Source organism: Pseudophaeobacter sp. (assembly GCF_039971195.1).
Classification (GTDB): Bacteria; Pseudomonadota; Alphaproteobacteria; order Rhodobacterales; family Rhodobacteraceae; genus Pseudophaeobacter.
Window position 1 is genome coordinate 1 of sequence record NZ_JBDWPJ010000224.1, and the last position, 22708, is coordinate 22708.

Annotated in this window: 20 protein-coding genes and 1 tRNA gene; 15 read left to right on the plus strand and 6 right to left on the minus strand. The window is 59.1% G+C overall.

Annotated features, from left to right (window positions below):
* Together ABJP42_RS19430 and lipA are read right to left on the minus strand one after the other, a co-directional pair.
* Window positions 1-582, minus strand: a 582-nt coding sequence (locus tag ABJP42_RS19430) for an alanine:cation symporter family protein (protein ID WP_348343390.1), incomplete at its 3' end; no start/stop codon positions are given.
* A gap of 24 nt (window positions 583-606) precedes the next feature.
* Window positions 607-1551 carry a lipoyl synthase gene (lipA, locus tag ABJP42_RS19435; protein WP_348343391.1) on the minus strand — a complete coding sequence of 315 codons (945 nt, stop codon included), beginning with the start codon at window positions 1549-1551 and terminating at the stop codon, window positions 607-609.
* Window positions 1552-1830: 279 nt separating this feature from the next.
* Between lipA and ABJP42_RS19440 the strand changes: the two genes are divergently transcribed.
* Window positions 1831-2445 carry a helix-turn-helix domain-containing protein gene (locus tag ABJP42_RS19440; RefSeq protein ID WP_348343392.1) on the plus strand — a complete coding sequence of 205 codons (615 nt, stop codon included), beginning with the start codon at window positions 1831-1833 and terminating at the stop codon, window positions 2443-2445.
* Window positions 2446-2509: 64 nt separating this feature from the next.
* Here the strand turns inward: ABJP42_RS19440 and ABJP42_RS19445 are convergent, their stop codons facing one another.
* On the minus strand, window positions 2510-3223 hold the full coding sequence (locus ABJP42_RS19445; protein ID WP_348343394.1) for a GntR family transcriptional regulator: 714 nt from the start codon (window positions 3221-3223) through the stop codon (window positions 2510-2512).
* Window positions 3224-3327: 104 nt separating this feature from the next.
* Here ABJP42_RS19445 and ABJP42_RS19450 point away from each other — a divergent pair, with 104 nt between their 5' ends.
* The 8 genes from ABJP42_RS19450 (at window position 3328) to ABJP42_RS19485 (ending at window position 12606) form a co-directional block, all read left to right on the plus strand.
* A complete protein-coding gene (locus tag ABJP42_RS19450) occupies window positions 3328-3930 on the plus strand; it encodes an amino acid synthesis family protein (RefSeq protein WP_348343396.1) in 603 nt (200 codons plus the stop codon).
* Complete coding sequence (locus ABJP42_RS19455; RefSeq protein ID WP_348343398.1) at window positions 3902-5644, plus strand: alpha/beta fold hydrolase; 1743 nt, start codon at window positions 3902-3904, stop codon at window positions 5642-5644. Before ABJP42_RS19450 ends, ABJP42_RS19455 begins: the two co-directional genes overlap by 29 nt.
* Before the next feature lie 5 nt (window positions 5645-5649).
* Window positions 5650-6687: an LLM class flavin-dependent oxidoreductase gene (locus ABJP42_RS19460; protein ID WP_348343400.1), complete on the plus strand. Its 1038-nt coding sequence runs from the start codon at window positions 5650-5652 to the stop codon at window positions 6685-6687.
* 9 nt (window positions 6688-6696) lie between these two features.
* Window positions 6697-8160: an aldehyde dehydrogenase gene (locus tag ABJP42_RS19465; protein WP_348343402.1), complete on the plus strand. Its 1464-nt coding sequence runs from the start codon at window positions 6697-6699 to the stop codon at window positions 8158-8160.
* Between the two features lie 570 nt (window positions 8161-8730).
* The gene (locus ABJP42_RS19470) at window positions 8731-9777 is read left to right on the plus strand and encodes a TRAP transporter substrate-binding protein (RefSeq protein WP_348343404.1); all 1047 of its coding nucleotides are present in this window, start codon (window positions 8731-8733) and stop codon (window positions 9775-9777) included.
* A gap of 74 nt (window positions 9778-9851) precedes the next feature.
* Window positions 9852-10493 carry a TRAP transporter small permease gene (locus ABJP42_RS19475; protein WP_348343406.1) on the plus strand — a complete coding sequence of 214 codons (642 nt, stop codon included), beginning with the start codon at window positions 9852-9854 and terminating at the stop codon, window positions 10491-10493.
* Window positions 10490-12019, plus strand: coding sequence for a TRAP transporter large permease (locus ABJP42_RS19480; RefSeq protein ID WP_348343408.1), 1530 nt, complete (start codon window positions 10490-10492; stop codon window positions 12017-12019). Before ABJP42_RS19475 ends, ABJP42_RS19480 begins: the two co-directional genes overlap by 4 nt.
* 140 nt (window positions 12020-12159) lie before the next feature.
* Window positions 12160-12606 (plus strand): acyl-CoA thioesterase, encoded by a 447-nt coding sequence (locus ABJP42_RS19485; RefSeq protein ID WP_348343410.1) that lies wholly within the window; start codon window positions 12160-12162, stop codon window positions 12604-12606.
* Window positions 12607-12698: 92 nt separating this feature from the next.
* Here ABJP42_RS19485 and ABJP42_RS19490 read toward each other — a convergent pair whose 3' ends face one another.
* Both ABJP42_RS19490 and ABJP42_RS19495 read right to left on the minus strand, forming a co-directional pair.
* The gene (locus ABJP42_RS19490; RefSeq protein WP_348343412.1) at window positions 12699-13913 is read right to left on the minus strand and encodes a winged helix-turn-helix domain-containing protein; all 1215 of its coding nucleotides are present in this window, start codon (window positions 13911-13913) and stop codon (window positions 12699-12701) included.
* Window positions 13913-14938, minus strand: a complete 1026-nt coding sequence (locus tag ABJP42_RS19495; protein WP_348343414.1) for a LacI family DNA-binding transcriptional regulator — start codon at window positions 14936-14938, stop codon at window positions 13913-13915. The genes ABJP42_RS19490 and ABJP42_RS19495 overlap by 1 nt, the downstream gene beginning before the upstream one ends.
* Window positions 14939-15109: 171 nt before the next feature.
* On the opposite strand from ABJP42_RS19495, the gene ABJP42_RS19500 reads away from it, so the two are divergent.
* A tRNA-Arg gene (locus tag ABJP42_RS19500) sits at window positions 15110-15186 on the plus strand.
* 57 nt (window positions 15187-15243) lie between these two features.
* On the opposite strand, the gene ABJP42_RS19505 is transcribed toward ABJP42_RS19500, so the two are convergent.
* Window positions 15244-16662: a WD40 repeat domain-containing protein gene (locus ABJP42_RS19505; RefSeq protein WP_348343416.1), complete on the minus strand. Its 1419-nt coding sequence runs from the start codon at window positions 16660-16662 to the stop codon at window positions 15244-15246.
* A 245-nt stretch (window positions 16663-16907) separates the two neighbouring features.
* Here ABJP42_RS19505 and ABJP42_RS19510 point away from each other — a divergent pair, with 245 nt between their 5' ends.
* The 5 genes from ABJP42_RS19510 to ABJP42_RS19530 form a co-directional block, all read left to right on the plus strand.
* On the plus strand, window positions 16908-17492 hold the full coding sequence (locus tag ABJP42_RS19510) for an ANTAR domain-containing response regulator (protein WP_348343418.1): 585 nt from the start codon (window positions 16908-16910) through the stop codon (window positions 17490-17492).
* 2 nt (window positions 17493-17494) lie between these two features.
* A complete protein-coding gene (locus tag ABJP42_RS19515; protein ID WP_348343420.1) occupies window positions 17495-18679 on the plus strand; it encodes a CmpA/NrtA family ABC transporter substrate-binding protein in 1185 nt (394 codons plus the stop codon).
* 217 nt (window positions 18680-18896) lie between these two features.
* Entirely contained in the window at window positions 18897-20264 is a 1368-nt protein-coding gene (locus tag ABJP42_RS19520; protein WP_348343422.1) for a CmpA/NrtA family ABC transporter substrate-binding protein, read from the plus strand.
* 73 nt (window positions 20265-20337) lie between these two features.
* On the plus strand, window positions 20338-21411 hold the full coding sequence (locus ABJP42_RS19525; protein WP_348343424.1) for an ABC transporter permease: 1074 nt from the start codon (window positions 20338-20340) through the stop codon (window positions 21409-21411).
* A 5-nt stretch (window positions 21412-21416) separates the two neighbouring features.
* On the plus strand, window positions 21417-22708 hold a 1292-nt coding region (locus tag ABJP42_RS19530; protein ID WP_348343426.1), incomplete at its 3' end, for an ATP-binding cassette domain-containing protein.

The window sequence follows — 22708 nt, forward strand, 5'->3', positions numbered from 1 at the left end:
AAGCACCATCAGGACCACCCCGGTGAGCGAGGTATTGACGCCAAAGTTGCTTTCCAGAACTGAGGCCACGCCATTGGCCTGAACACCATTGCCGATGCCAAAGGCCGCGATGGCGCCAAACAGGGCAAAAGCCGCGCCCAGCCAGGCCCATTTCGCGCCCAGACCGTTTTTGATGTAATACATCGGACCACCGACAAAATTGCCCAGCTCATCCTGTTCGCGGTATTTCACCGCCAGAACCGCCTCGGCATATTTGGTTGCCATACCAACCAGCGCGGTCATCCACATCCAGAACAGAGCCCCCGGCCCGCCCAGAAAGACCGCAGTGGCAACCCCGGCGATATTCCCGGTACCAATGGTGGCCGACAGCGAAGTCATCAGCGCATTAAATGGGCTGATCTGGCCTTCGCCGCCATCTTCGCGGCCTTTGAACAACAGGCTAAAGCCAGTGCCCAGTTTCAGGATCGGCATGAACTTCAGGCCAACCTGCAGAAAGAGACCAGCACCGAGGATGAGCACCAGCATTGGTGCCCCCCAGACGATACCATTCACTTCCCCTACAAAGTCACTCAACGCTTCCATGGTTTTCCTCCCAATGCGTTTCAGTCAAACACGCGCGGCCAGGCTGCGGTCCCGGCTCTGTTTCAGTGCGGCAAAATCTTCGTCGGCGTGGAACGACGAGCGGGTCAGCGGCGTCGCCGACACCCCGAGAAAGCCCTTGTTGCGGGCGATCTGCTCAATCTGTTCAAATTCTTCCGGTGACCAGAAACGGTCGATCGAGTGATGCTTGGGGGTTGGCTGAAGATACTGGCCAACGGTGAGAAAATCGACATCTGCAGCGCGCAGGTCATCCATCACCTGGCGCAGGTCGCTCAGCGTTTCGCCAAGCCCAACCATCAGACCAGATTTGGTGAACAGCGCCGGATTGGCCCGTTTCGCGTCATCCAGCAACCGCAGCGAAGTATAGTAGCGCGCGCCGGGGCGGACCCGCGCATAGAGATGCGGCACGGTTTCCAGGTTATGATTGAACACATCCGGCGCTGCGTCAAACACGACCTGAGCCGCAGCGCCCTTGCCCAGAAAATCCGGCGTCAGCACTTCGACAGTTGTTTCGGGGTTCTGGTGGCGCACCGCGCGAATGGTCTGGGCGATATGCGCGGCACCGCCATCTGCCAGATCATCCCGGTCCACCGAGGTGATCACCACATGGCGCAGGCCGAGCTTTTTGACCGCTTGGGCCACCCGTCCGGGTTCAAAAGCGTCCAGCGCATCGGGCCGTCCGGTCATCACGTTGCAAAAGGAACAGCCACGAGTGCAGACCTCGCCCATGATCATCATGGTGGCGTGGCGCTTGGACCAGCATTCGCCAATATTCGGACAGGAGGCCTCTTCGCAAACAGTCGAAAGGTCATGATCGCGCATCAGGCGACGGGTCTCGTAATACTCGGCGCTTTCGATCTTCTTCTTGCGGATCCATTGGGGTTTGCGCGGCACGATGCTCTCAGGCCGCTTAGCCTTTTCTGGGTGGCGCGGGCGCAGTTGGACGGTCATCTGGCAGCTCCTTCAGAACAGGCGAGCGCGCAGAGGCGCTGCTTCCAACAGACCAGGCTGACCACCAGAGGCCGCTGCACAACACATCAAATCCAACCTGCGCATCAGAATCTCCCCTTCCGATCATGACGCGCCCCTTTGGGGAATCAGCGCCGTTACGCTCCGTAATGTTCGTTTAGGAAACTTTTCCCTCTTAAGCAACAAAAGATCTCGTGATGAAATTTTGACTGACTGATACATCAAAGCTAAGGTTCAGCCGCAACAGGAGAATTTGCCCAGATGGAACCGGTTCAGTCAGAAGAAACAGGGCTCGCGCCCGAGGCGATGGAGGCACCGGACGGTGTTGTTCTGGGCAAAATGATTCGCGACGCGCGCAAGGAAAAGGGCCTGACCCTGGAAGAGGCGGCCAAGGCAGCCGCCATTGGCCGCTCCACCCTGTCAAAGATCGAAAACAATCAGACCAGGCCCAGTTTTGAAATCATCCGCCGCCTGATGCAGACGCTGGAGCTGGAAACGCCGCAGCTTTTTGTGCAATCCGCCCAAAACAGTATCTCCGGACGGCGTGACTACACCTTGTCCGGGCGCGGCGAGCACCAGGAAACCAAGACTTATGATCACGAGCTCCTGTGCACCGAGCTCACCAGCAAGCGGATGCTGCCCTATATCAGCACCATCAAGGCGCGCAATGTTACCGAATATGAAAGCTGGGTGCGCCACCGCGGCGAAGAGTTCATGTATGTGATCAGCGGTGATCTGGTGCTCTATACCGAACATTATCGCCCGCTGCCGATGACCGCCGGAGATTCGGTTTATTATGACAGCGGCATGGGCCATGGCTGCGTTTCCACCAGCGAAGAGGACGCGCAGGTGCTCTGGGTCTCGCTGGAGGTCTAAAACCGCCCGCGGTTTTGCCCGCCCCAACCGGCGGCGCAGGCGCCCCCTCCTCAGGTCGCAACCTTCAGGCTGCAACCTCTCCGGTCAGCAGACGTTTGGCCACCGCAGAGGCATCCTCCAGATGGGTCTCAACCGCTTGGCGCGCAGCCTCAGGATCGGCGGCGCCAATGGCATCACAAATCGCCTGCATATGGGCAAGCCCTGGCTTTTTACGCTGCCCCGCCGAAAGCGTCATTGCCCGCAAACGGCTGATGCGACCATTCAGGCGATTGACCACCTCCCAGGCAATGTGGTGCCCAGCGGCCGCAAACATCACCTCGTAGAACTGGGTCGAGGCCTTGAACAAAGCGCCAGGCATGGCTTCCGTCACCGCATCCCGTCGCGCCCCATCAAAGGCCTGTTTCAGCGCCTCAAGCGCCTCCATAAGATCGCCATGCAAAGCCGGGGTCGCGTTGCAGGCACAGGCCATGGCGGCTGATGTCTCCAAAAGGCGGCGGATATCGTAGATCTGACGGGCATCATCCCAGTTCAGCGTCGCCACAATTGGGCCGCGGTGGGGTTGGATTTCCACCAGCCCCTCTGCCTCCAGATAGCGGATGGTCTCCCGGACAACGGTCCGGCTGACCCCAAGCTGATCACAAAGCGGCCGTTCCACCAGACGTTCCCCCGGCAGGAACAATCCGGCAAAGATCGCCTCGCGCATTTTGTCCTGCACCATTGCCCGCAGGGTTGCAGGGGGTTGGTCAATTTTAAGATGGGTCAGATCAGGATTTTCCATGCCCCAGTTTACCAGCCCATCAGGGCCAAAACAACAGGATCTTGACGAATGGTAGTATGGTATACCATAAGCGAACGAAAGATTCTCCAGATTTAGGTGCACCAATGCCTGCCATCATCCGCAAAACCCTGCTCCACATCGAAGACACCCTGATCGAGGGCGGCAAAAAGGCCCAGACGCCTCTCAAGTTGATTGCCGCTATTGCGGTGATCAAAAACCCCTGGGCCGGGCGCGGCTTTGTCGAAGATCTGAAGCCGGAAATCCACGACTGCGCACCGGGGCTTGGCGAGATGCTGACCCGAATGGTGCTGGAAGCCGCAGGCGGAGGCGAGCTGGTCGAAGGCTACGGCAAATCCGCCATTGTCGGGCTGGATGGCGAGGTCGAACATGCCTCGGCGCTGATCCACACCCTGCGGTTTGGCAATCACTACCGCGAGGCCGTCGGCGCCAAAAGCTATCTCGCCTTTTGCAACACCCGTGGCCCGGCCAATGCGCCCTTGATGATCCCCTTGATGGACAAGAACGACGGCGGGCGGCGCTCGCATTACCTGACAATTCAGTGTTCGGTGGCGGATGCGCCGGCGGCGGATGAGATCGTCCTGGCCCTCGGCGCCTCCATCGGTGGCCGCCCGCATCACCGCATTGGCGACCGCTACCAAGACCTCAAGGATCTGGGCCATGACGTCGACAACCCTGCAGCTGTCTGAGCCCTATGGCCGCCTAGGCTTTCTCGCTGCGGGTTCGGGCGAGCCTCTGGTGCTGATCCACGGCGTCGGGCTGCAAAGCGCCGCCTGGGGTCCACAGATTGAAACCCTGGCAAAATCCCACCGGGTGCTGGCGCTGGATATGCCGGGCCATGGTGCCAGCTCACCCCTGCCTGCAGGAGCGGACCTGCACGCCCATGTGGAATGGCTGCGGGCAGCACTGACGGCGCTGGACACCGGGCCGATCAATCTGGCGGGCCATTCCATGGGGGCATTGATTGCCGGTGGTTTTGCCTGCACCTATCCCGGAATGCTGCGCCGGGTGGCGCTGGTCAACGGTGTGTTTTGCCGGTCCGATGAGGCCCGCGCGGCGGTGCTGGGCCGGGCTGATGACATTGCGGCGGGCCGGATTGACCTGGAAACGCCGCTCAGCCGCTGGTTTGGTGATAGCCCTTCCGAGCAACAGGCGCGCAGCGCGGTTGCAGGCTGGCTGTCGCAGGTCGACCCCAGCGGCTATGCGACAGCCTATGGCGCCTTTGCCCGCGGCGATGCCACCTATTCGGACAGCTGGTCCCAGATCGGCTGCCCGCTGCTGGCCCTGACCGGCGAGGCCGACCCCAACTCCACCCCCGACATGGCCCGCGCCATGGCCGCCCAGGCCCAGAACGGCGAGGTGGAAATCCTCCCCGGTCGTCATATGGTGAACCTGACCGTCGCCAACGAAGTTACCGCCAGTCTGACCCGCTGGCTGCAACGCCCAGCGCGACCGCGAGACCCAAGCAAGGAGACCCAAATGGCCGCAACCGCTTTTGATCCACGCGCCCTGCGCGATGCCTTTGGCACCTTCATGACCGGCGTCACCGTGGTCACCAGCCATGACAAAACCGGTCAGCCCCTCGGCTTTACCGCCAATTCCTTCTCCTCGGTCTCGCTGGACCCGCCCTTGGTACTGGTTTGCCTTGCCAACAGCTCCCGCAACTACGCCGCCCTGACACAGGCCAGCGGATTTGCAGTCAATATCCTGGCGGAAGATCAGAAAGAGATCTCCAACACCTTTGCCCGCCCCTCTGATGATCGCTTTGCCGGGGTATCCTGGAAAGTCGGCCCGCAGGGCTCGCCCATTTTGGCCGGAGTGTCCGCCTGGTTTGACTGCAGCATGTTTAAAACCGTCGAGGCCGGCGACCATGTGATCCTGATCGGCGAGGTCAAGGGATTTGACACCAGCACCGCGCCGGGACTGGGGTACGCCCGTGGTGCCTATGTCACCCCGGCGGCCGAGGCCGAAGCTCTGGCACAGGAGGCCAATCTGGTGGTCTCAGCCTTGATTGAACGTGCGGGCGAGGTGCTGCTGGTGGATGACGGCAATGGCGGGCTCACCCTGCCGCAGATGCCGGTTGGACGGGCCGGCGCCTCGGCGGCATTGGCAGAGCTGATCGCGGCCAGTGGCCTCTCGGCCGATCCGGGTTTCATCTATTCAGTCTTTGAAGACAAGGCGCGTGAACACCAGCATATTTCTTTCCTCTGTCAGGCGGCAGACGGCGCCCCCAAACAGGGCTGTTTCACCCCGCTCAGCCCTTCGACGATGATGGAGGTCACCGACCCGGCCCTGCGCATCATGCTCGACCGTTTTGCCAGCGAGAGCCGCATGGGCAATTACGGTGTGTTCTACGGCACCCAAACCAGCGGCGACGTCCGCACCATCACTTCGCGGAGTTGAGCGATATGAAGTTTTCCCTCTTTGCCCATATGGAACGGATCTCACCCGATCAGGATCAAAAACAGCTCTATGATGAGTTCATCGAACTGTGCAAAATCGCCGATCGCGGCGGCATGCATGCGATCTGGACCGGCGAGCACCATGGGATGAATTTCACCATTTCGCCCAACCCGTTTCTGAACCTCGTTGATGTGGCCCGCCACACCGAGAATGTGCGCCTGGGCACCGGCACGGTGATTGCCCCCTTCTGGCACCCGATCCGGCTGGCGGGAGAGGCCGCGCTCACGGATATTATCACCGATGGACGGCTGGATCTGGGCATAGCCCGTGGTGCCTATTCCTTTGAATACGAACGAATGATGCCCGGCATGGATGCCTGGGAGGCCGGCCAGCGGATGCGGGAATTGATCCCCGCCGTGCAGGGCCTGTGGCAGGGTGATTATGCGCAGGAAGGGGAGTTCCACTCCTTCCCCAAAACCACCTCCTCTCCCAAGCCCGTGCAACAGGATGGCCCGCCGATCTGGGTCGCGGCGCGCGATCCCAACAGCCATGAATTTGCAGTTGCCAACCATTGCAACGTGCAGGTCACACCGCTTTGGCAGGGCGAGGTCGAAATCGAGAGTCTGATGCAGCGCTTCACCGAGGCCTGCGCCAAATTCCCCGACACCCCGCGCCCCAAGATCATGCTCTTGCTGCATACCTATGTGGCCGAGAGCGCCGAGGATGTGACCCTGGCCGCCGAGGAGCTGAACCGGTTCTACTGCTATTTTGGCGCCTGGTTCAAAAACGAACGCACGGTTGAGCAGGGGTTGATCGCGCCGCTTTCGGATGCAGAAATTGCTGCCCATCCGTTCTACACGCCAGAGGCAATGCAGCGCGACCTGGTGATTGATCAGCCCGCCGGGGTCATTGAACGGCTGAAAAAATATGAGGCTCTGGGCTATGATGAATATTCATTCTGGATAGATTCCTCCATGAGTTTTGAACGCAAGAAAGCCTCGCTTGAACGGTTCATCGCGCAGGTCATGCCCGCCTTTACATAAGGACAGAAGATGCAGCAGTTTCAGCAATATATTGGCGGCAGGTTTGAAGACGGCTCTGCCCGGTTTGACAGCCTGAACCCGGCCACAGGAACTGTCTGGGCGCAGATGCCCGAAGCGCGTGATGCGGATGTTGACCGCGCGGTGCAGGCCGCAGAAGATGCGTTCTTTGGCGCCGAATGGGCCAGCACGACCGCCAGCCAGCGCGGCAAGTTGCTGATGCGGCTTGCAGATCTGATCACTGAACATGCGCCGCGCCTGGCCGAGCTGGAAACCCGCGACACCGGGAAGATCATCCGCGAGACCTCGGCGCAGATTGCCTATGTGGCTGAATACTACCGCTACTACGGCGGGCTGGCGGATAAGATCGAAGGCGCCCATCTGCCCATCGACAAACCCGATATGGAGGTCTGGCTGCGGCGCGAACCGCTCGGTGTGGTGGCCGCCATTGTGCCCTGGAACTCGCAGCTGTTTCTGTCGGCGGTCAAGATCGGCCCCGCCTTAGCCGCGGGCTGCACTGTGGTGCTCAAAGCCTCGGAAGAGGCCCCGGCGCCGATGCTGGAGTTTGCCCGTATCTTTGATCAGGCCGGTTTCCCGCCAGGCGTGCTGAATGTCATCACTGGCGGCCCAAACGCGGGTGCCACGCTTACCAGCCATGCCAAGGTCGCCCATGTGGCCTTTACCGGAGGGCCAGAGACCGCCCGCCATATTGTGCGCAACTCAGCGGAAAATCTCGCCTCCACCTCGCTGGAGCTGGGTGGGAAATCGCCCTTTATTGTCTTTGACGATGCCGATCTTGAAAGCGCCGTGAACGCGCAGATCTCTGGCATCTTTGCCGCCACAGGCCAAAGCTGCGTGGCCGGGTCGCGGCTGGTGATATCAAACAAGATCAAGGACGAATTCTTGGCCCGGCTCAAGGAAAGGGCCGAAGCCGTGGTGATCGGCGCGCCCGATGACATGGCTACCGAAGTCGGACCGCTGTGTACCCAGGCACAGCGCGACCTCGCGCTGGATCTGATTGCCAGATCCGTCGACCAGGGCGCCAAGCTGGTCACCGGTGGCAGCGCCATTTCCGGCGCGGGCTATTTCTTCCCACCAACCATTCTGGATTGTTCTGACGCACCAGAGGCCCCCTGCCTGAGCCGGGAGTTCTTTGGCCCGGTGCTGTCGGTGGTCAGCTTTGACACCGAAGCCGAGGCCCTGGCCATCGCCAATGACACCCGGTTTGGCCTCGCCTCAGGGGTGTTCACCCAAAGCCTGACGCGGGCGCATCGGATGATCCGTGGCATTCGCGCTGGCATCGTCTGGGTCAATACCTACCGCGCTGTCTCCCCGATTGCGCCCTTTGGTGGCCACGGGTTGTCCGGCCATGGCCGCGAGGGCGGCCTGCAGGCTGCGCTGGACTACACCAAGGTCAAGGCGGTCTGGCTGCGCACCTCGGATGATCCGATCCCCGACCCCTTTGTCATGCGCTGAACACAGAAGGGTTGCGGGCAAGACCAGCGTCAAAGCCCCTTGCTGCCCTTTATACTGTATCAAGGCGCGTCCGCAGGGACGCGCCTTTTGCGCAACTGTAGGTACGAAATAGGCAAGTGTATGTGCGCTGAGTCCATTCGCAAGGCCAGCTTTGCTTTGCATAGTGGCGGTCGAAACGCCTAAACTGGATCAGAACGGGCGTAACCAAAAGGGAAGAAAGACCGGCACCACCTGTGCGATCTTGTCGCCGGAGCCCCTGGGCATGAGGGATTGAAAATCGCCGCGTATAATGCTGAGATGTATCAGATCATGATGCTGAGAGGGAATTTTGTAACATTATCAATTGCTGAATCAGTCAGATCTCCTGACCGGCAATTTCATGAGTGAAAAATGCATAATCTAGCATTGATAGTTACAAATGCACCCAATAGCAGGGAGGCTGGTCGGTTCGTTTGACGAACCAAACCCGGTCATTTGAGATCGAAATGAAAAGAATTAGGCCTCTTGTTGCAATATCGTTCTACGGTGGCAATAGGATGGCAAGAACGAAGGTCAAAAGGGAGGAATCATATGACCACTCGCAGAAAGCTTCTTGGAGTCGCAGGTGCATCCGCACTGGCAGCGCTCTGTGCGACTTCGGCATTTGCTGAAAACGTAACACTGAAATTGCACCAGTTCCTGCCAGCGCAGGCCAATGTGCCAAAGCTGATCCTGGACGTTTGGGCCGATAAGGTCGAAGCCTCTTCCAACGGCGAGATCACTATTGATCGCTACCCTTCGATGCAGCTGGGCGGCAAGCCACCAGAGCTGATGGACCAGGCCATCGACGGCGTGGCCGACATCGTCTGGACCGTTGTTGCCTATACCCCAGGCCGCTTCCCTTCGACCGAAGTCTTTGAACTGCCCTTCATGATGACCAATGCCCGTGCCACTTCGCACGCCTATTGGGAAATGTTCGATAAGCACATGAAGGACACTGAATTCAAAGACGTTCAGATCCTAGGTACCTGGGTGCATGGCCCCGGCATCATCCACACCTCTGATCCGGTTGAAGCCCCCGGCGATCTGCAGGGCATGAAAATTCGTGGCGGTGGTCGTTCGGTCAACTCGCTGCTGACCCAGCTGGGCGCAACCCCCGTTGGCATGCCGGTTCCGGCCATTCCTGAAAGCCTGTCCAAAGGCGTGATCGATGGCACCACCATCCCATGGGAAGTCACCGCCGCATTGAAAGTGCCAGAACTGGTCGAAAGCCACACCGAGTTCACCGGCAAGGCGCTTTACACCCTGACCTTTGTTCTGGCGATGAACAAAGAGAAGTACGACAGCCTGTCGGACGCACAGAAAGCCGCAATTGATGAGAACTCCGGTCTGGAATTCTCCGTCTTTGCCGGTGGTGTGATGGAAGATGCCGATGGCCCGTCGCGTGAAGCTGCGCTGGACAATGGCAACGAGGTTGTCACCCTGGACGCTGATCAGACCGCCGAATGGCGCACATTGGCGCAGCCTGTCTATGACAAATGGCTGGCTGACATGACTGAAAAAGGCATCGACGGTCAGGCGCTTCTGGACGAAGCTTCTTACCTGATCGAAAAATACACGCCACAATACGTGAAGTAAGCTAGAAATACTGTCAAAGGGCCGCAGCAGCATTCGGTGCCGCGGCCCTTTGCGTACAATAAAGGGTTTTTACCATGCACAAGCTCATGATGGGGCTGGCCAGAACCATGGCCATTATCGGCGGTGCGGTCCTCTCTCTCCTGATCATTATGACCTGCCTGTCGATTGTCGGTCGTCTGCTCAATGGCGCTGCGCACAGCGGTTTCAGAGTTCGAGTGCCGATCTGGAAACTGGGAGTGCTGGATAGTGATGCTATTGCTGCATATGAGCAGCGTGGCGCGGAATTCGGGCAATGGTTGCTAGACTTAGGAGTCGGACCAATCAATGGCGATTTTGAACTGGTCGAGGCCGGCGTTGCCTTTGCCATCTTCGCCTTTCTGCCTCTCTGCCAGATCTCCGCGGGCCATGCCTCGGTGGATGTGCTCGCCAATGCCTTCCCGCGTGGTGTGAACCGCTTCCTGCGCATGGTGACAGAGATGCTCTTTGCCGCTGTTCTGGTGTTGATCGCCTGGCGTCTAGCTGCTGGCACCATCAGCAAGTTTGGCAATGGAGAGACCTCTTTCCTGCTGGAATTCCCCCTCTGGTGGGCCTTTGGCGCCAGCCTGATAGGCGCCATTATTGCCGCCCTTGTCGGCCTCTATATGGCCGCCATACGAACTTATGAATTTTTTACCGGCCGTATCCAGATCTGGGACGGTGTGGAGGGTGAACAGTGACTGCTCTTGAAATTGGTATCGCCTCCTTTCCCGTCCTGATGGGGCTGATCTTTCTGCGAGTGCCTATTGGGCTATCGATGTTCCTGGTGGGCCTTGGCGGGCTTATCATAGTCACCGATGGCACCCAGGTGGCCTTTGGACGTCTCAAAAGTGAGACCTATACAACCTTCTCCTCCTATTCCCTGACCATCGTGCCGATGTTCCTGCTGATGGGGCATTTTGCAACGCTGGGCGGCATGTCCTCAGCCCTGTTCAAGGCCGCTGAAGGCTTTACCGGCCACAAGAAGGGCGGCGTTGCCATGGCAGCCATCGGTGCCTGCGCCGGTTTTGGTGCGATCTGTGGCTCCTCGCTGGCGACCGCTGCCACCATGGGTCGGGTCGCTCTGCCAGAGCTGAAGCAATACGGCTATGCCGGTGGCTTCTCCACTGCAACGCTTGCCGCTGGCGGCACCCTGGGCATCCTGATCCCGCCCTCAGTTGTGTTGGTGATCTATGCCATCCTAACCGAGCAAAACATCGCCAAGCTGTTTCTTGCTGCCTTTATCCCCGGTCTGCTGGCCGCCATCGGCTATGTCATCGTGATCTCGATCTACGTGCGCCTCTACCCCAAGGCGGCCGGCACCCGCCCTGCCATTCCTTGGTCCGAGCGCTTTGCCAACCTGGTCAAGGTCTGGCCGGTGCTCTTGGTTTTTGGCCTGGTTGTCGGCGGGATCTATGGCGGTTTGTTCACCCCCACCGAAGGGGCCGCCGTTGGCGCCTTTGGCACCGGTTTGATTGCCTGGTTGAACGGCGGATTGGATCGCCCCAATCTGATCGACAGTTTCATGGTGACAGCACGCTCCACCGCGATGATTTTTTTCATCGTGTTGGGGGCCGGCTTTTACAATGGCTTCCTCGCCCTAACCAAAGTGCCACAGGAATTGGCAGATTTTGTGGTCAGCCAGGGCTATAGCCCCTGGATGGTTCTGACGCTGATCCTGGCCTTCTATCTGCTCTTTGGCTGTCTGATGGACAGCCTTTCGATGATCCTGCTGACCATTCCAATCTTCTTCCCGGTGATTTCGGTGATGGACTTTGGCCTCGTATCGCTTGTTGATATCCAGGCCGGCGTGGCATTGGAGGTGCTGTATAACGGAGTGCCTGAAGGCATGGGGCCAGAGATGCTCGCCTCGATCCATGATGCCATCGCCACTGGCACTGAACTGACCCGCGAGCAGATGAAGGAACTGGGCATTCGCGTCACCGAGGGTCGCGTCAACCGCATCGAAGCGGAATATGTCGCGATCTGGTTTGGTATTCTGGTGTTGATCGTGGTCGAGGTCGGCCTGATCACACCGCCGGTTGGGATGAACCTCTTCATCATCAACGCGATGGATCGCAAAACCAAGATGACCGAAACCTACAAGGCTGTGATGTTCTTTGTTGGCTCTGACATTGTTCGCGTTATCATCCTTGTCGCTGTTCCCTTCATTACCCTGCTACCGCTGCTACCGCTTTGGCAGATGCTGCTCCTGTTCTTTTATTAGAACCCGGCCACAGACCGAAAACATACCCTCTTCCAGCGCTGCTGGGGGAGGTTTTTTCTGGCCCATACAAGCCCACGGGTTTGAAAGCCCCCTGCCCCAAGGCTAGGGTGTCACAGCGGAAAACAGGCAAAGGAGTTGAGATGTCAGAACAGGCGAACAGGGCAGAGAACCGCGCCTTTGTACATTCAATCCGCGTCGGCTGGGGCCACTGCGACCCGGCCCAGATCGCCTACACCGGCCATCTGCCCGGTTTTGCGCTGGAAGCCATCGACGCCTGGTGGGAGCACCATCTGCAGGGCGACGGCTGGTATCAGATGGAGTTGGATCGCGGCACCGGCACGCCTTTTGTCAGCATGGGGCTGGAGTTCCGCGCGCCCGTCACCCCGCGCCACAGGTTGGATTGTGAAGTTTGGCCCGCTGCAATCGGCACCAAATCGGTGACCTTTCGCGTTAATGCCCGCCAGAACGGCACGCTCTGTTTTGAGGGGCGGTTTACCTGCGTCTTTATCGACCCTGCCGAGTTCAAAGCCCGCCCGGCCCCGGCAGATTACCGCGCGGTGATCGAAACCAACCTGAGGCCTGAGTAGTTTTTGATCCGTCACGCCAGTGACGGAAACGCGTCCACCCGCCCCACGGCGGGCGCGTTCCGCTCCCGACCGGGCGAAGGCTCAGTTCGCTGTCAAACCGGGTCGCGCAGCCAGCCATCCGCAAAGGCAACAGTGCTGAGGCCAGAAAACCGCGCCACCCGCTCCAACTCAGCCTCCAGCCGTTTGACCCGCGTGGCAGAAAACTTGACGCCGCGCTCGGGCCACAGGGCACTGACCCGCAGGCATTCCTTTGGGCGGTCCGCCTTCATATCAATCCGGCCCACCAGCCTTTGCCCCTCGATCAGGGGGAAGACATAATAGCCATAGATGCGCTTTGGCGCCGGGGTAAAAACCTCGATCCGGTAGAAGAAACCAAACAGCCGCTCGGCCCGTTTGCGATCGCGCAGCATCGGATCAAAGGGGCTGAGCACCCGCATGCGACCCGGCGCAGGCCCTAGCTCTGCCGCATGTTCAATCACCCCTGGACGGGCATAGCTCTTGCGCAGGCTTCCATCCGTGGCCGCAATCTCAATCTCTTCAATCGCCCCACGGGCCTTGGCCTCTAGGCACCAGCTCCGCGCCTCTGCGTTGCTGGCCGTATCCCAGAATGCGGCAAGCTCTGCTGGCGTGGCAAAGCCAAGCCGGTCCAGGGCATTTTTGCACAGCCAATCCACCGTCGCCGCCGGATCCACCGACTCAACAGGCGCAAGCAGGCCTTCATCGATCACCCGTTCGGTCAGATCGTAGCGCTTTTGAAACCCAGAGCGACCAATCACCGTCAGCGCCCCGGTGCGCCACAGATACTCCAGCGCGGTCTTTGACGGATGCCAGTCCCACCAGCCGCCCGAGTTCTTTTTCTCATCCTTGCCCAGATCAGAGGAGCTGACCGGCCCATGATCGCGGATGTGACTGAGCACAGTTTCAAACTGCGCCTCAAACCCATCCCGGCGCCAGTTGCGCCAGCGTTTGCGCAGCAGCTCTTCGTCGCGCTGAAACCGCAGATGCCACTGCGGATAAAACGCCAGTGGGATCATCGCCGCATCATGGGTCCAATGCTCAAACAGCGCGCCTCCACCGTGATAAAGATCGGTGAGGTGCTGAGGCCGGTAGCTGGGCCGACGCGAATAAAGGATCATATCATGGGCGCGAGCCACAGTATTGATACTGTCGAGCTGGACAAACCCCAGCCGCGACAGCAGATGCAACAGATCCTCGCCTTTGGAGCCACCGCTGGGTGTCTCCAACAGGGCATGACGGTCCATGAACAACCGCCGCGCCTCCGCGTTTGCAAGCCGTGGCAGCGCCATCAGCGCCGCTTGAGCGTATCACCATAGGATATGGTGGGGGTGAGGGTCACATGGCGCTCCGGATCGGCTTCGGGGTCATCCAGCTGCGCCGCTATGATCTCGGCCGCCTTCCGCCCAATCTCCAACCGGCAGGCATCCATGGTGGCCAGCTGACGCGGCAGACCTTGGAGCAGTTCAACCCCGTTGAAACCGGCCAGACCAATCTGGCCCGGCACGTCAATGCCCTGATCCATTAGATAGAGCAGCCCACCCGCGCCAATCATATCGTTGGAATAATAGAGGAAATCCAACTCAGGAGAGCGTTCGAGCATCTCTTGTGTCATCTCCCGCCCTTTGGCCAGGGCCGAGCCGCCGGAATAAAACGCCCGGTCTTCGATTTCGACTCCTTCCTTGGCCAACGCCTCGGTGAAGCCTTCGAACCTCTTGCGGGCGCGGTGGTCCAGCGGCATCTTGGTGCCCATGAACCCGATATGGCGATAGCCGGCCTTGAGGATGGCCTTGGCCATTTCGCGGCCTGCGCGACGGTGCGAGATCCCCACCATGGCATCCACCGGCTTGCCATCGGTATCCATCACCTCGACCACTGGAATACCCGCGGCATTGAGCATCGCCCTCGCCGCTTCGGTATGTTCCAGCCCGGCAATGATCACCCCCGAAGGCCGCCAGGACAGCATCTCATACAGGACTTTTTCTTCTTTTTCGGGCTGATAGTCTGTCACCCCAACCACCGGTTGCAACACAGTGTTTTCCAACACCTGATTGATGCCGGTCAACACCTCGGGGAAAACCATATTGGACAGCGAAGGGATGATAACCGCCACCAGATTGACCCGTTTGGAGGCGAGCGCGCCAGCGATCTTGTTGGGCACATAGCCCAGTTCCTTGGCGGCGGTCAGGACCTTGACGCGGGTCTTTTCCGAAACATCACCGCGGTTGCGCAACACGCGGCTCACCGTCATTTCGGACACGCCCGTGGCTTCTGATACATCGCGAAGAGTGAGCGGGCGCTTGTTTTCCGTGGTCACGTTCTAAGGCCTCATGTTTTGCTGCTGTTTCAAGGTTAGCCAGTGCGCGCCCGCAGTACAATGGGGCGCAGCACCTCAGGCGCATGATTGCGGTTGGGAATAATCTCGGCCCCCGACGCACTGCGCCTCATTGTGGTAGGGCAGATCATTTGCTATCGCGTAAACAGGCCCGGCCCCGTGGCTCAACTGGATAGAGCAGCCCCCTCCTAAGGGGCAGGTTGCAGGTTCGAATCCTGCCGGGGTCGCCAACCGAATTGCGCATGTTTTTCGGATGTATCACCGGGCCTCAGGCCAGGCGGGCGCAGTTACCAGATGAGTGGTTGCTCCAATTGATCCCAAAAAATCCAGCGACGTTTCTCTGTCGGGGCCTGATAACCCGACAGAAGTGGCGGATCTTGCTGCTCTTTTGGGTCCAGAAGATGCAAAAAACCCGAATAGCTGGCGAGCAGGACCTGGCCCGTTTTGGGACAGACATCAACGCCACCGGCGCTTGAACCATGCTCCATTTCCCAGAGCACCTGCCCATCCGCTGTCACGCAGTTTGTGAAACCCGACCCCGCCAAAAGAAAGCCACCCTCCTCTGCCGACAAAGTCATTGACGCGGGAACAAACCCGGAGGCATAGACCCGAAGATAGGAATTGAGGATGGTTTGCGATTTGTGCTGTTCCCCTAGCGAAGTTTCGAGCCCCTCTACCTCATTAATCTCGCTAGAGAAGGTGATCCCATTGTAGAAATGACAGGAGTTAAACGCCACTTGACCACTGTCATCGCTAAAACAGGCATCGTGAGGATATTCGCTCAAGTGGCCTAGCATTGCATAGGTCTTGGGGCTTGCAGGATCCTGAATATCAACCAGATGATGACCATCGCTTTGATGGCCAACAGCAACAAACCTGCCATCCGGGCTCAGCGTCGCATGCAGCATGTCCAACCAGGGGCGATACTCTTCGTCCTCTTGCAACATCTCGCGCATATCCTCAACCAAGCTAAGATGCACTGCGGGATAGATCAGCTGGCTGGCCCATTCGCTACCGCTTTTGTACAAAAGCACAACGCCGCGATTGGCGTCACACAGGAGGATTTTGCTGCCATCATCAGAGACAGCCACATGGGATAACCCGAGATCATCGCGGGGCGCCTCAAAGGCGTCTTTCAATGCATCGGGCAGATCAGCTGGCACAAAGGAAGCCCCCGAAACTACCATAACGTCCTGTACAGGTTCAGCGCCGTAACCTGGGGCAAGCGTCACCCGACCGTCTGGAAGGACCGTGAGGAAATGCTGGCGATTGCGCGACCAGGCGAAGGCCGCCAGCCGTGCGGCTTTAGAAATCTTTTTTCCGCGAATATGCCAGGTGGTGGTCTCTTGATAATAAGTCCCCTGCTGTACCAGAAACTCATCCGGGCCCAGAATTGCGCAGAAGGTCATCCCACGCTGGCTTTTCTCCATTTCAGCAATAAAGGGCGAATGGGCAGGATCAAACATAGCGCGCACTTCTTTGGCACGGCCCTCTTCGTTCAGTTCAACTACCTTGGATAGAACCGTGGCCCCCATTTCCGGCGTTCGAGGGTCTTCTTTTAGATCAGGCAGATCTTTGCGACCCTGATGAAATTCGGTCAGCTCCGCTGAATTGAACCCGGCAAAGGCGCGGCCCTGCGCGTTCCATGCCGCCGCATCGACGGATTTGATCTCTCCAACAAGAGCCTCAAGCAATTTGCGAAACATATTTTTCAGATCCTATGGCCTTAGAAATCTCGACGAGATTACGCATCCTCCCATGGGATGAAATCTTTGGCCGCCTTAAACCTTAAGGACAGTGGCAAATCCGCACCCCAGACCCGGCACATCACAGCCTATTTTTTGAGCACTTTGATCAATCAAGCTCAACAAGAGAGCAAAACCGTCGAGCCCTGGCATATGTGAGCCCCAATGCATGGTGCCAGCCTCTGGATTAGAGCTAGGCAGACTGGGTGCACAAAGATCTGAACATACTGGTGGTCGAAGCTGACCAAGCAAAGGCGCAAGAGATCTTGCAGGCCTTGCAGGACGGCGGCTGGAACAATGCCACCGTTTTGTCCTCAGCCTCGGCGCTGGAACGGACCCTGCAGCAGCAAGACCCCGACATTATCCTGATCGATCTGGCCAATCCGGACCGCGACACCCTGGAACATCTGTGCTTTGTCTCCAATGCTCGCAGCCGTCCGGTGGCCATGTTTGTTGATCAAACCGACGCGGCGATGACCCAGGCCGCGATATCATCGGGGCTCAGCGCCTATGTGGTGAACGGGCTACAAAAGGATCGCATCAAACCGGTGCTGGAAACCGCCATTGCCCGGTTCAAAATGATCACCAAAATGCAGACCGAACTGGAGGCGGCAAAACAAGCGCTGGCCGATCGCAAGACGATTGATCGCGCCAAGGGGCTACTGATCGCAGCGCGGGGCATCTCTGAGGATGAGGCCTATAGTCTGCTGCGCAAAACCGCGATGGATCAGGGGCGCAAGGTGATCGACGTGGCTACCGCCCTGGTCACAGCCGCCGAATTGCTGCAATGAAGATGACACGGATAAACTGTGGCTACCTGCCGCTGGTGGACTGCGCGCCGCTGATCATCGCCAAAGAGCTGAGCTTTGCCGCCGAGGAAGGCCTGGATCTGCAGCTGATGAAACAGCCCTCTTGGTCTGCCCTGCGTGACAGGCTGGCCTTTGGCCAGATCCAGTTTGCCCATATGCTGTCCCCTATGCCGGTTGCCATGTCCCTGGGGCTGGGCGGCGTCGCCACCCGCATTGATGCGCTGATGGTTCTGTCGGTGAATGGCACGGTGATTGGCATTTCTGCCGCGCTGGACCAGCAGCTGCAGGCCATCGGCTGGCGCAACAGTTTCTCTACCCCGCAGGCAACCTCTGCCGCCCTGTTTGAGGTCAGCACCCAGAGGCTGCGCATTGGGGTGCCTTTTCCGTTTTCCATGCACCGAATGTTGCTAGAGACCTGGCTGTCTCAGGCCCCCGGCTATGCGGCGGAGCGGATCGAGATTGTCACGGTGCCGCCGCCCAAAATGGCCGAGGCAGTGCGCGATGGCACGCTTGATATGTTCTGTGTGGGTGAGCCCTGGGGCACGGTGGCCGTACAGCAAAGCGATGCCACGCTGGTGCTGCCCGGCTCCAGCATCTGGGAGTTTGCGCCTGAAAAGGTGCTGGGCGTGCACCACGATTGGGCCGAGCAAAACCAAGAGACCTGTCAGGCAATGATCCGCGCCCTGTCAAAGGCCGCGAATTGGCTGGACCAGCCTCGGAACACGCCGCTGGCCGTCAGCATTCTGGCCCGCAGCCAGCATCTGGACCTGCCCGAACAGGCCATTGATCCGGCCCTGACCCATCGGCTCACCACCAAACTAGGCCAGTCACCCCGACAAACAGATCACTTCTTGCGGTTTTACCAAAGCGCCGCAAACTTCCCCTGGCGCAGCCAGGCCAGCTGGATTGCTGATTTCCTGTCGGGCTGGCACGGGCTCGAGGTGGAGCCCGCCCGCGACGCCGCTCGTGCCTGTTTTCGTACCGATCTCTACCGCGCCGCGCTGGCCCCCATAGGGGTCGAGTTGCCCGGCGCCTCGGAAAAAATCGAAGGCGCCATGGGTCGCCCCACAGCGGTTTCTTCCACCATGGGAGAGATGATTCTCGGACCGGACGGGTTTTTTAATGGCGCGGTATTCGACTTTACGTCAGCAAAGCTGCCCAAAAACTAGGCGAATGCTGCATTGCAGAAATAGTTCGCCAGCCGCGCAGGGTTTTTCCTAGAACCTGCCAGATCAGACCGGCAGTATCACTACAGGGCAACGATGCCCGTCAGGCTGACAACGCTGTCAGCTACTGAATTTAAGAGCAAAGCCGCTCGATTGTGCACGCCCCTCCTCCCGCGTGCGTCAATCGTGCGGTTTTTTGTGTTTTAGAGGAAGCGAACAAATGAAAACTCTCAAATGGCTTCTCGCCTCCAGCACCCTTCTCGCCAGCCCTGCAATGGCTGAACTGCTGGACCTTGAAAAAGACGAGCTCACCCTTGGGTTCATCAAGCTGACCGATATGGCCCCCCTGGCTGTGGCCTATGAAAATGGCTACTTCGAGGACGAAGGCCTGTTTGTCACGCTCGAAGCCCAGGCCAACTGGAAAGTACTGCTGGACGGCGTGATCGACGGTCAACTCGACGGCGCCCATATGCTGGCAGGCCAGCCGTTGGCCGCCACCATCGGCTACGGCACCGAGGCCCATATCATCACGCCTTTCTCGATGGACCTGAACGGCAACGGCATTACCGTTTCCAATGACATCTGGGAGCAGATGAAGCCGCATATCCCGCTGATGGACGATGGCCGTCCGCAGCATCCGATCAGCGCCAGCGCTCTGGCCCCTGTTGTCGAAGACTACAAAGACCAGGGCGTGCCGTTCAAAATGGGCATGGTTTTCCCGGTCTCCACCCATAACTACGAACTGCGTTACTGGCTGGCCGCCGGTGGTCTGGAGCCAGGCTATTACTCCCCCGAGGATGTTACCGGCCAGATTGGCGCCGATGTCTTCCTCAGCGTGACGCCTCCGCCGCAGATGCCCTCCACCATGGAAGCCGGTACCATCTTTGGCTACTGCGTGGGTGAGCCCTGGAACCAACAGGCCGTGTTCAAAGGCATCGGTGTCCCTGTCGTGACCGATTATGAACTGTGGAAGAATAACCCGGAAAAGGTCTTTGGCATCTCGGCTGAATTTGCCGAAGAGAACCCCAATACCACCATCGCCCTGACCAAGGCGCTGATCCGTGCGGCCATCTGGCTCGACGAAAACGACAATGCCAACCGCGCCGAAGCGGTCGAAATTCTGTCGCGGTCTGAATATGTTGGCGCAGATGAGGCGGTGATCGCCAACTCGATGACCGGCACCTTTGAATATGAAAAAGGCGACGTCCGCGAAGTTCCCGATTTCAACGTCTTCTTCCGCTACAACGCCACCTACCCCTTCTATTCGGATGCGATCTGGTATCTCAGCCAGATGCGCCGCTGGGGTCAGATCGCCGAGGCCAAATCGGATGAATGGTTCTTTGACACCGCCAAATCGGTCTACCGCCCCGACATCTATCTGCAGGCCGCGCGCATGCTGGTGGATGAGGAACTGGCAAATGAGGCCGACTTCCCCTGGGACAGCGATGGCTTCAAGGCCCCGACCCCTGCCGAAGATATCATCGATGGTATCGCCTACGACGGTCGCAGCCCCAACGCCTACCTCGAAAGCCTGCCCATTGGCCTCAAAGGTACGCAGACCGTCTCTGGCTCTGAAATCCTGAACTAACGCCCCTGCCCGCCGCGCCAGAAGTTGCGGCGGGCAACTCCTCTACCCATTCCTCCAGATCATAGGCCCCGCAATGACCGCCATTGACCCAGATACACTCGCCGCCGAAGCCCGTCGCGCCCGTCTTTTCACGCGCATCAACAAGGCAGATGCCTGGTTCCAAGTGCTGGGGCTCGCCTGGCTGACGCCCATTCTGAAAGCCGCCGCCGGGGACAATCCACGGGCGCAGGTTTCTGAGATCTGGCGGCTCTTGGGGGTGCCTTTGCTGGCGATCTGCCTGTTTATCTTTGGCTGGGCGACTTTGGTCCCCAAAGTGCAAACCTCGCTGGGCGCCATTCCCGGCCCGGCACAGGTCTGGGAGCAGGTCGGAAACCTCCATGCCGATGCGGTGCGCGAGGGCGAAAAGGCCCTGGCCTTTTATGAACGCCAGGACGCGCGCAACGCCAAGCTGATCGAGGCGGGCAAATCCGACAAGGTGCGCCACCGGACCTATACTGGCAAACCCACCTATTATCAGCAGATCTGGACCTCGATCAAAACCGTCTTCTTTGGCTTCCTGATCGGGTCGGTCATTGCCATTCCGCTGGGCATTATGGCGGGCCTGTCGCCCACCGCCAATGCCGCCATCAACCCGATCATCCAGATCTTCAAACCGGTGAGCCCGCTGGCCTGGCTGCCGATTGTGACCATGGTTGTCTCTGCCGTCTATGCCACCAATGACGGCATGTTCTCCAAATCCTTCCTGGTCTCGGCCATCACCGTGACGCTCTGTTCGCTTTGGCCCACCCTGATCAACACCGCCTTGGGGGTTGCTTCCATCGACAAGGATCTGATCAGCGTCTCCAAGGTTCTGAAGATGAGCACCTATTCCAAAATCACCAAGCTGGTGCTGCCCTCGGCCCTGCCGCTGATCTTCACTGGTCTGCGCCTGTCGCTGGGGGTTGGCTGGATGGTTCTGATCGCCGCTGAAATGCTGGCGCAGAACCCTGGCCTTGGCAAGTTTGTCTGGGACGAATTCCAGAATGGCTCCTCGCAGTCGCTGGCCAAGATCATGGTTGCTGTCTTTACCATCGGCATCATCGGCTTCCTGCTCGACCGCGTCATGTTCGCCCTGCAGTCAATGTTCACCTTTACAGAAAACCGGTGAGACCCATGAGTATTCTCAAGTTCGAAAACGTCTCCAAGGGCTTTGGCCAGGGCACCAACCGTGTTGAGGTGCTGAAGAACATCAACCTCGAGGTCAGTGAGGGCGAGTTTGTCGCCATCCTCGGATTCTCGGGCACCGGAAAATCGACCCTGATGAACCTGGTTGCGGGGCTGGAAATGCCCGACAGCGGCAGCGTCACCTTCAAAGGCGAGGCAATCACCGCCCCCGGTCCCGAACGCGGGCTGGTGTTCCAGAGCTACTCGCTGATGCCCTGGCTCACTGTTGGCGGCAATATCGGCCTCGCGGTGGATGCGGTTTTCCCGAAACTCTCGACCGAGGAACGTCAGGCCAAGATCGACCACTATGTCGCCATGGTGGGCCTGTCCCATGCCACTGCCCGGCGTCCGGCGGAGCTTTCTGGCGGTATGCGCCAGCGGGTTTCCGTGGCGCGCGCCTTGGCGATGAACCCCGAGATGCTGCTGCTGGATGAACCACTCTCTGCGCTGGACGCGCTGACCCGTGCCAATCTGGCGGATGAGATCCTGGACATCTGGGAGCAGGAGAAAAAGACCTGCATCCTGATCACCAATGACGTTGACGAGGCAATCCTGCTGGCCGACCGCATCATCCCGCTAAACCCGGATGGCACCCTGGCCGAGCCGGTCAAGGTCAATATCCCACGCCCGCGCGACCGCGGTGCAATGAACGACGACGAGATGTTCAAAGCCCTGCGGGCCCAGGTCACCAAATACCTGATGGATGTGGGCATCGCCTCCAAGATCGAAGAGACCCGCAGCCTGCCGGATGCAACTCCGATCCACGGTGTGCCCTCGGCGGTGGCAGAGGCACAGAAGGGCGCGCTGGAAGATCGCTACCTGGTGTTTTCGCAGCTGCACAAGGTCTACCCGACCCCCAAGGGGCCGCTCACCGTGGTGGAGGATTTTGACCTCAAGGTGAAGAAGGGTGAATTCATCAGTCTGATTGGCCATTCTGGCTGTGGGAAATCCACGGTTCTGACCATGGCAGCGGGGCTGAACCCGATTTCCAAGGGCGGCATCCGGCTGGATGGCAAACATATCGAAGGCGCCAACCCCGAACGCGCCGTGGTGTTCCAGTCTCCAAATCTGTTCCCCTGGCTCACCGCCAAGGAAAACGTCTCTATTGGTGTCGATAGGGTCTATCCAAACGCCAGCCAGGCCGAGCGTCAGGATGTGGTGGAATACTATCTCGAACGGGTCGGCCTGGCCGACAGCATGGACAAACAGGCCTCGGGCCTGTCCAACGGCATGCGCCAGCG

Excerpts from the sequence above, each read along its gene's own strand:
- ABJP42_RS19490 (WP_348343412.1), bottom strand. The coding sequence starts at position 13,913 with ATGGCGCTGCCACGGCTTGCAAACGCGGAGGCGCGGCGGTTGTTCATG.
- ABJP42_RS19445 (WP_348343394.1), bottom strand. The coding sequence starts at position 3,223 with ATGGAAAATCCTGATCTGACCCATCTTAAAATTGACCAACCCCCTGCA.
- ABJP42_RS19525 (WP_348343424.1), top strand. The coding sequence starts at position 20,338 with ATGACCGCCATTGACCCAGATACACTCGCCGCCGAAGCCCGTCGCGCC.
- ABJP42_RS19460 (WP_348343400.1), top strand. The coding sequence starts at position 5,650 with ATGAAGTTTTCCCTCTTTGCCCATATGGAACGGATCTCACCCGATCAG.
- ABJP42_RS19520 (WP_348343422.1), top strand. The coding sequence starts at position 18,897 with ATGAAAACTCTCAAATGGCTTCTCGCCTCCAGCACCCTTCTCGCCAGC.
- ABJP42_RS19455 (WP_348343398.1), top strand. The coding sequence starts at position 3,902 with ATGACGTCGACAACCCTGCAGCTGTCTGAGCCCTATGGCCGCCTAGGC.
- ABJP42_RS19485 (WP_348343410.1), top strand. The coding sequence starts at position 12,160 with ATGTCAGAACAGGCGAACAGGGCAGAGAACCGCGCCTTTGTACATTCA.
- ABJP42_RS19450 (WP_348343396.1), top strand. The coding sequence starts at position 3,328 with ATGCCTGCCATCATCCGCAAAACCCTGCTCCACATCGAAGACACCCTG.
- ABJP42_RS19440 (WP_348343392.1), top strand. The coding sequence starts at position 1,831 with ATGGAACCGGTTCAGTCAGAAGAAACAGGGCTCGCGCCCGAGGCGATG.
- ABJP42_RS19465 (WP_348343402.1), top strand. The coding sequence starts at position 6,697 with ATGCAGCAGTTTCAGCAATATATTGGCGGCAGGTTTGAAGACGGCTCT.
- ABJP42_RS19505 (WP_348343416.1), bottom strand. The coding sequence starts at position 16,662 with ATGTTTCGCAAATTGCTTGAGGCTCTTGTTGGAGAGATCAAATCCGTC.
- ABJP42_RS19475 (WP_348343406.1), top strand. The coding sequence starts at position 9,852 with ATGCACAAGCTCATGATGGGGCTGGCCAGAACCATGGCCATTATCGGC.
- ABJP42_RS19470 (WP_348343404.1), top strand. The coding sequence starts at position 8,731 with ATGACCACTCGCAGAAAGCTTCTTGGAGTCGCAGGTGCATCCGCACTG.
- lipA (WP_348343391.1), bottom strand. The coding sequence starts at position 1,551 with ATGACCGTCCAACTGCGCCCGCGCCACCCAGAAAAGGCTAAGCGGCCT.
- ABJP42_RS19515 (WP_348343420.1), top strand. The coding sequence starts at position 17,495 with ATGACACGGATAAACTGTGGCTACCTGCCGCTGGTGGACTGCGCGCCG.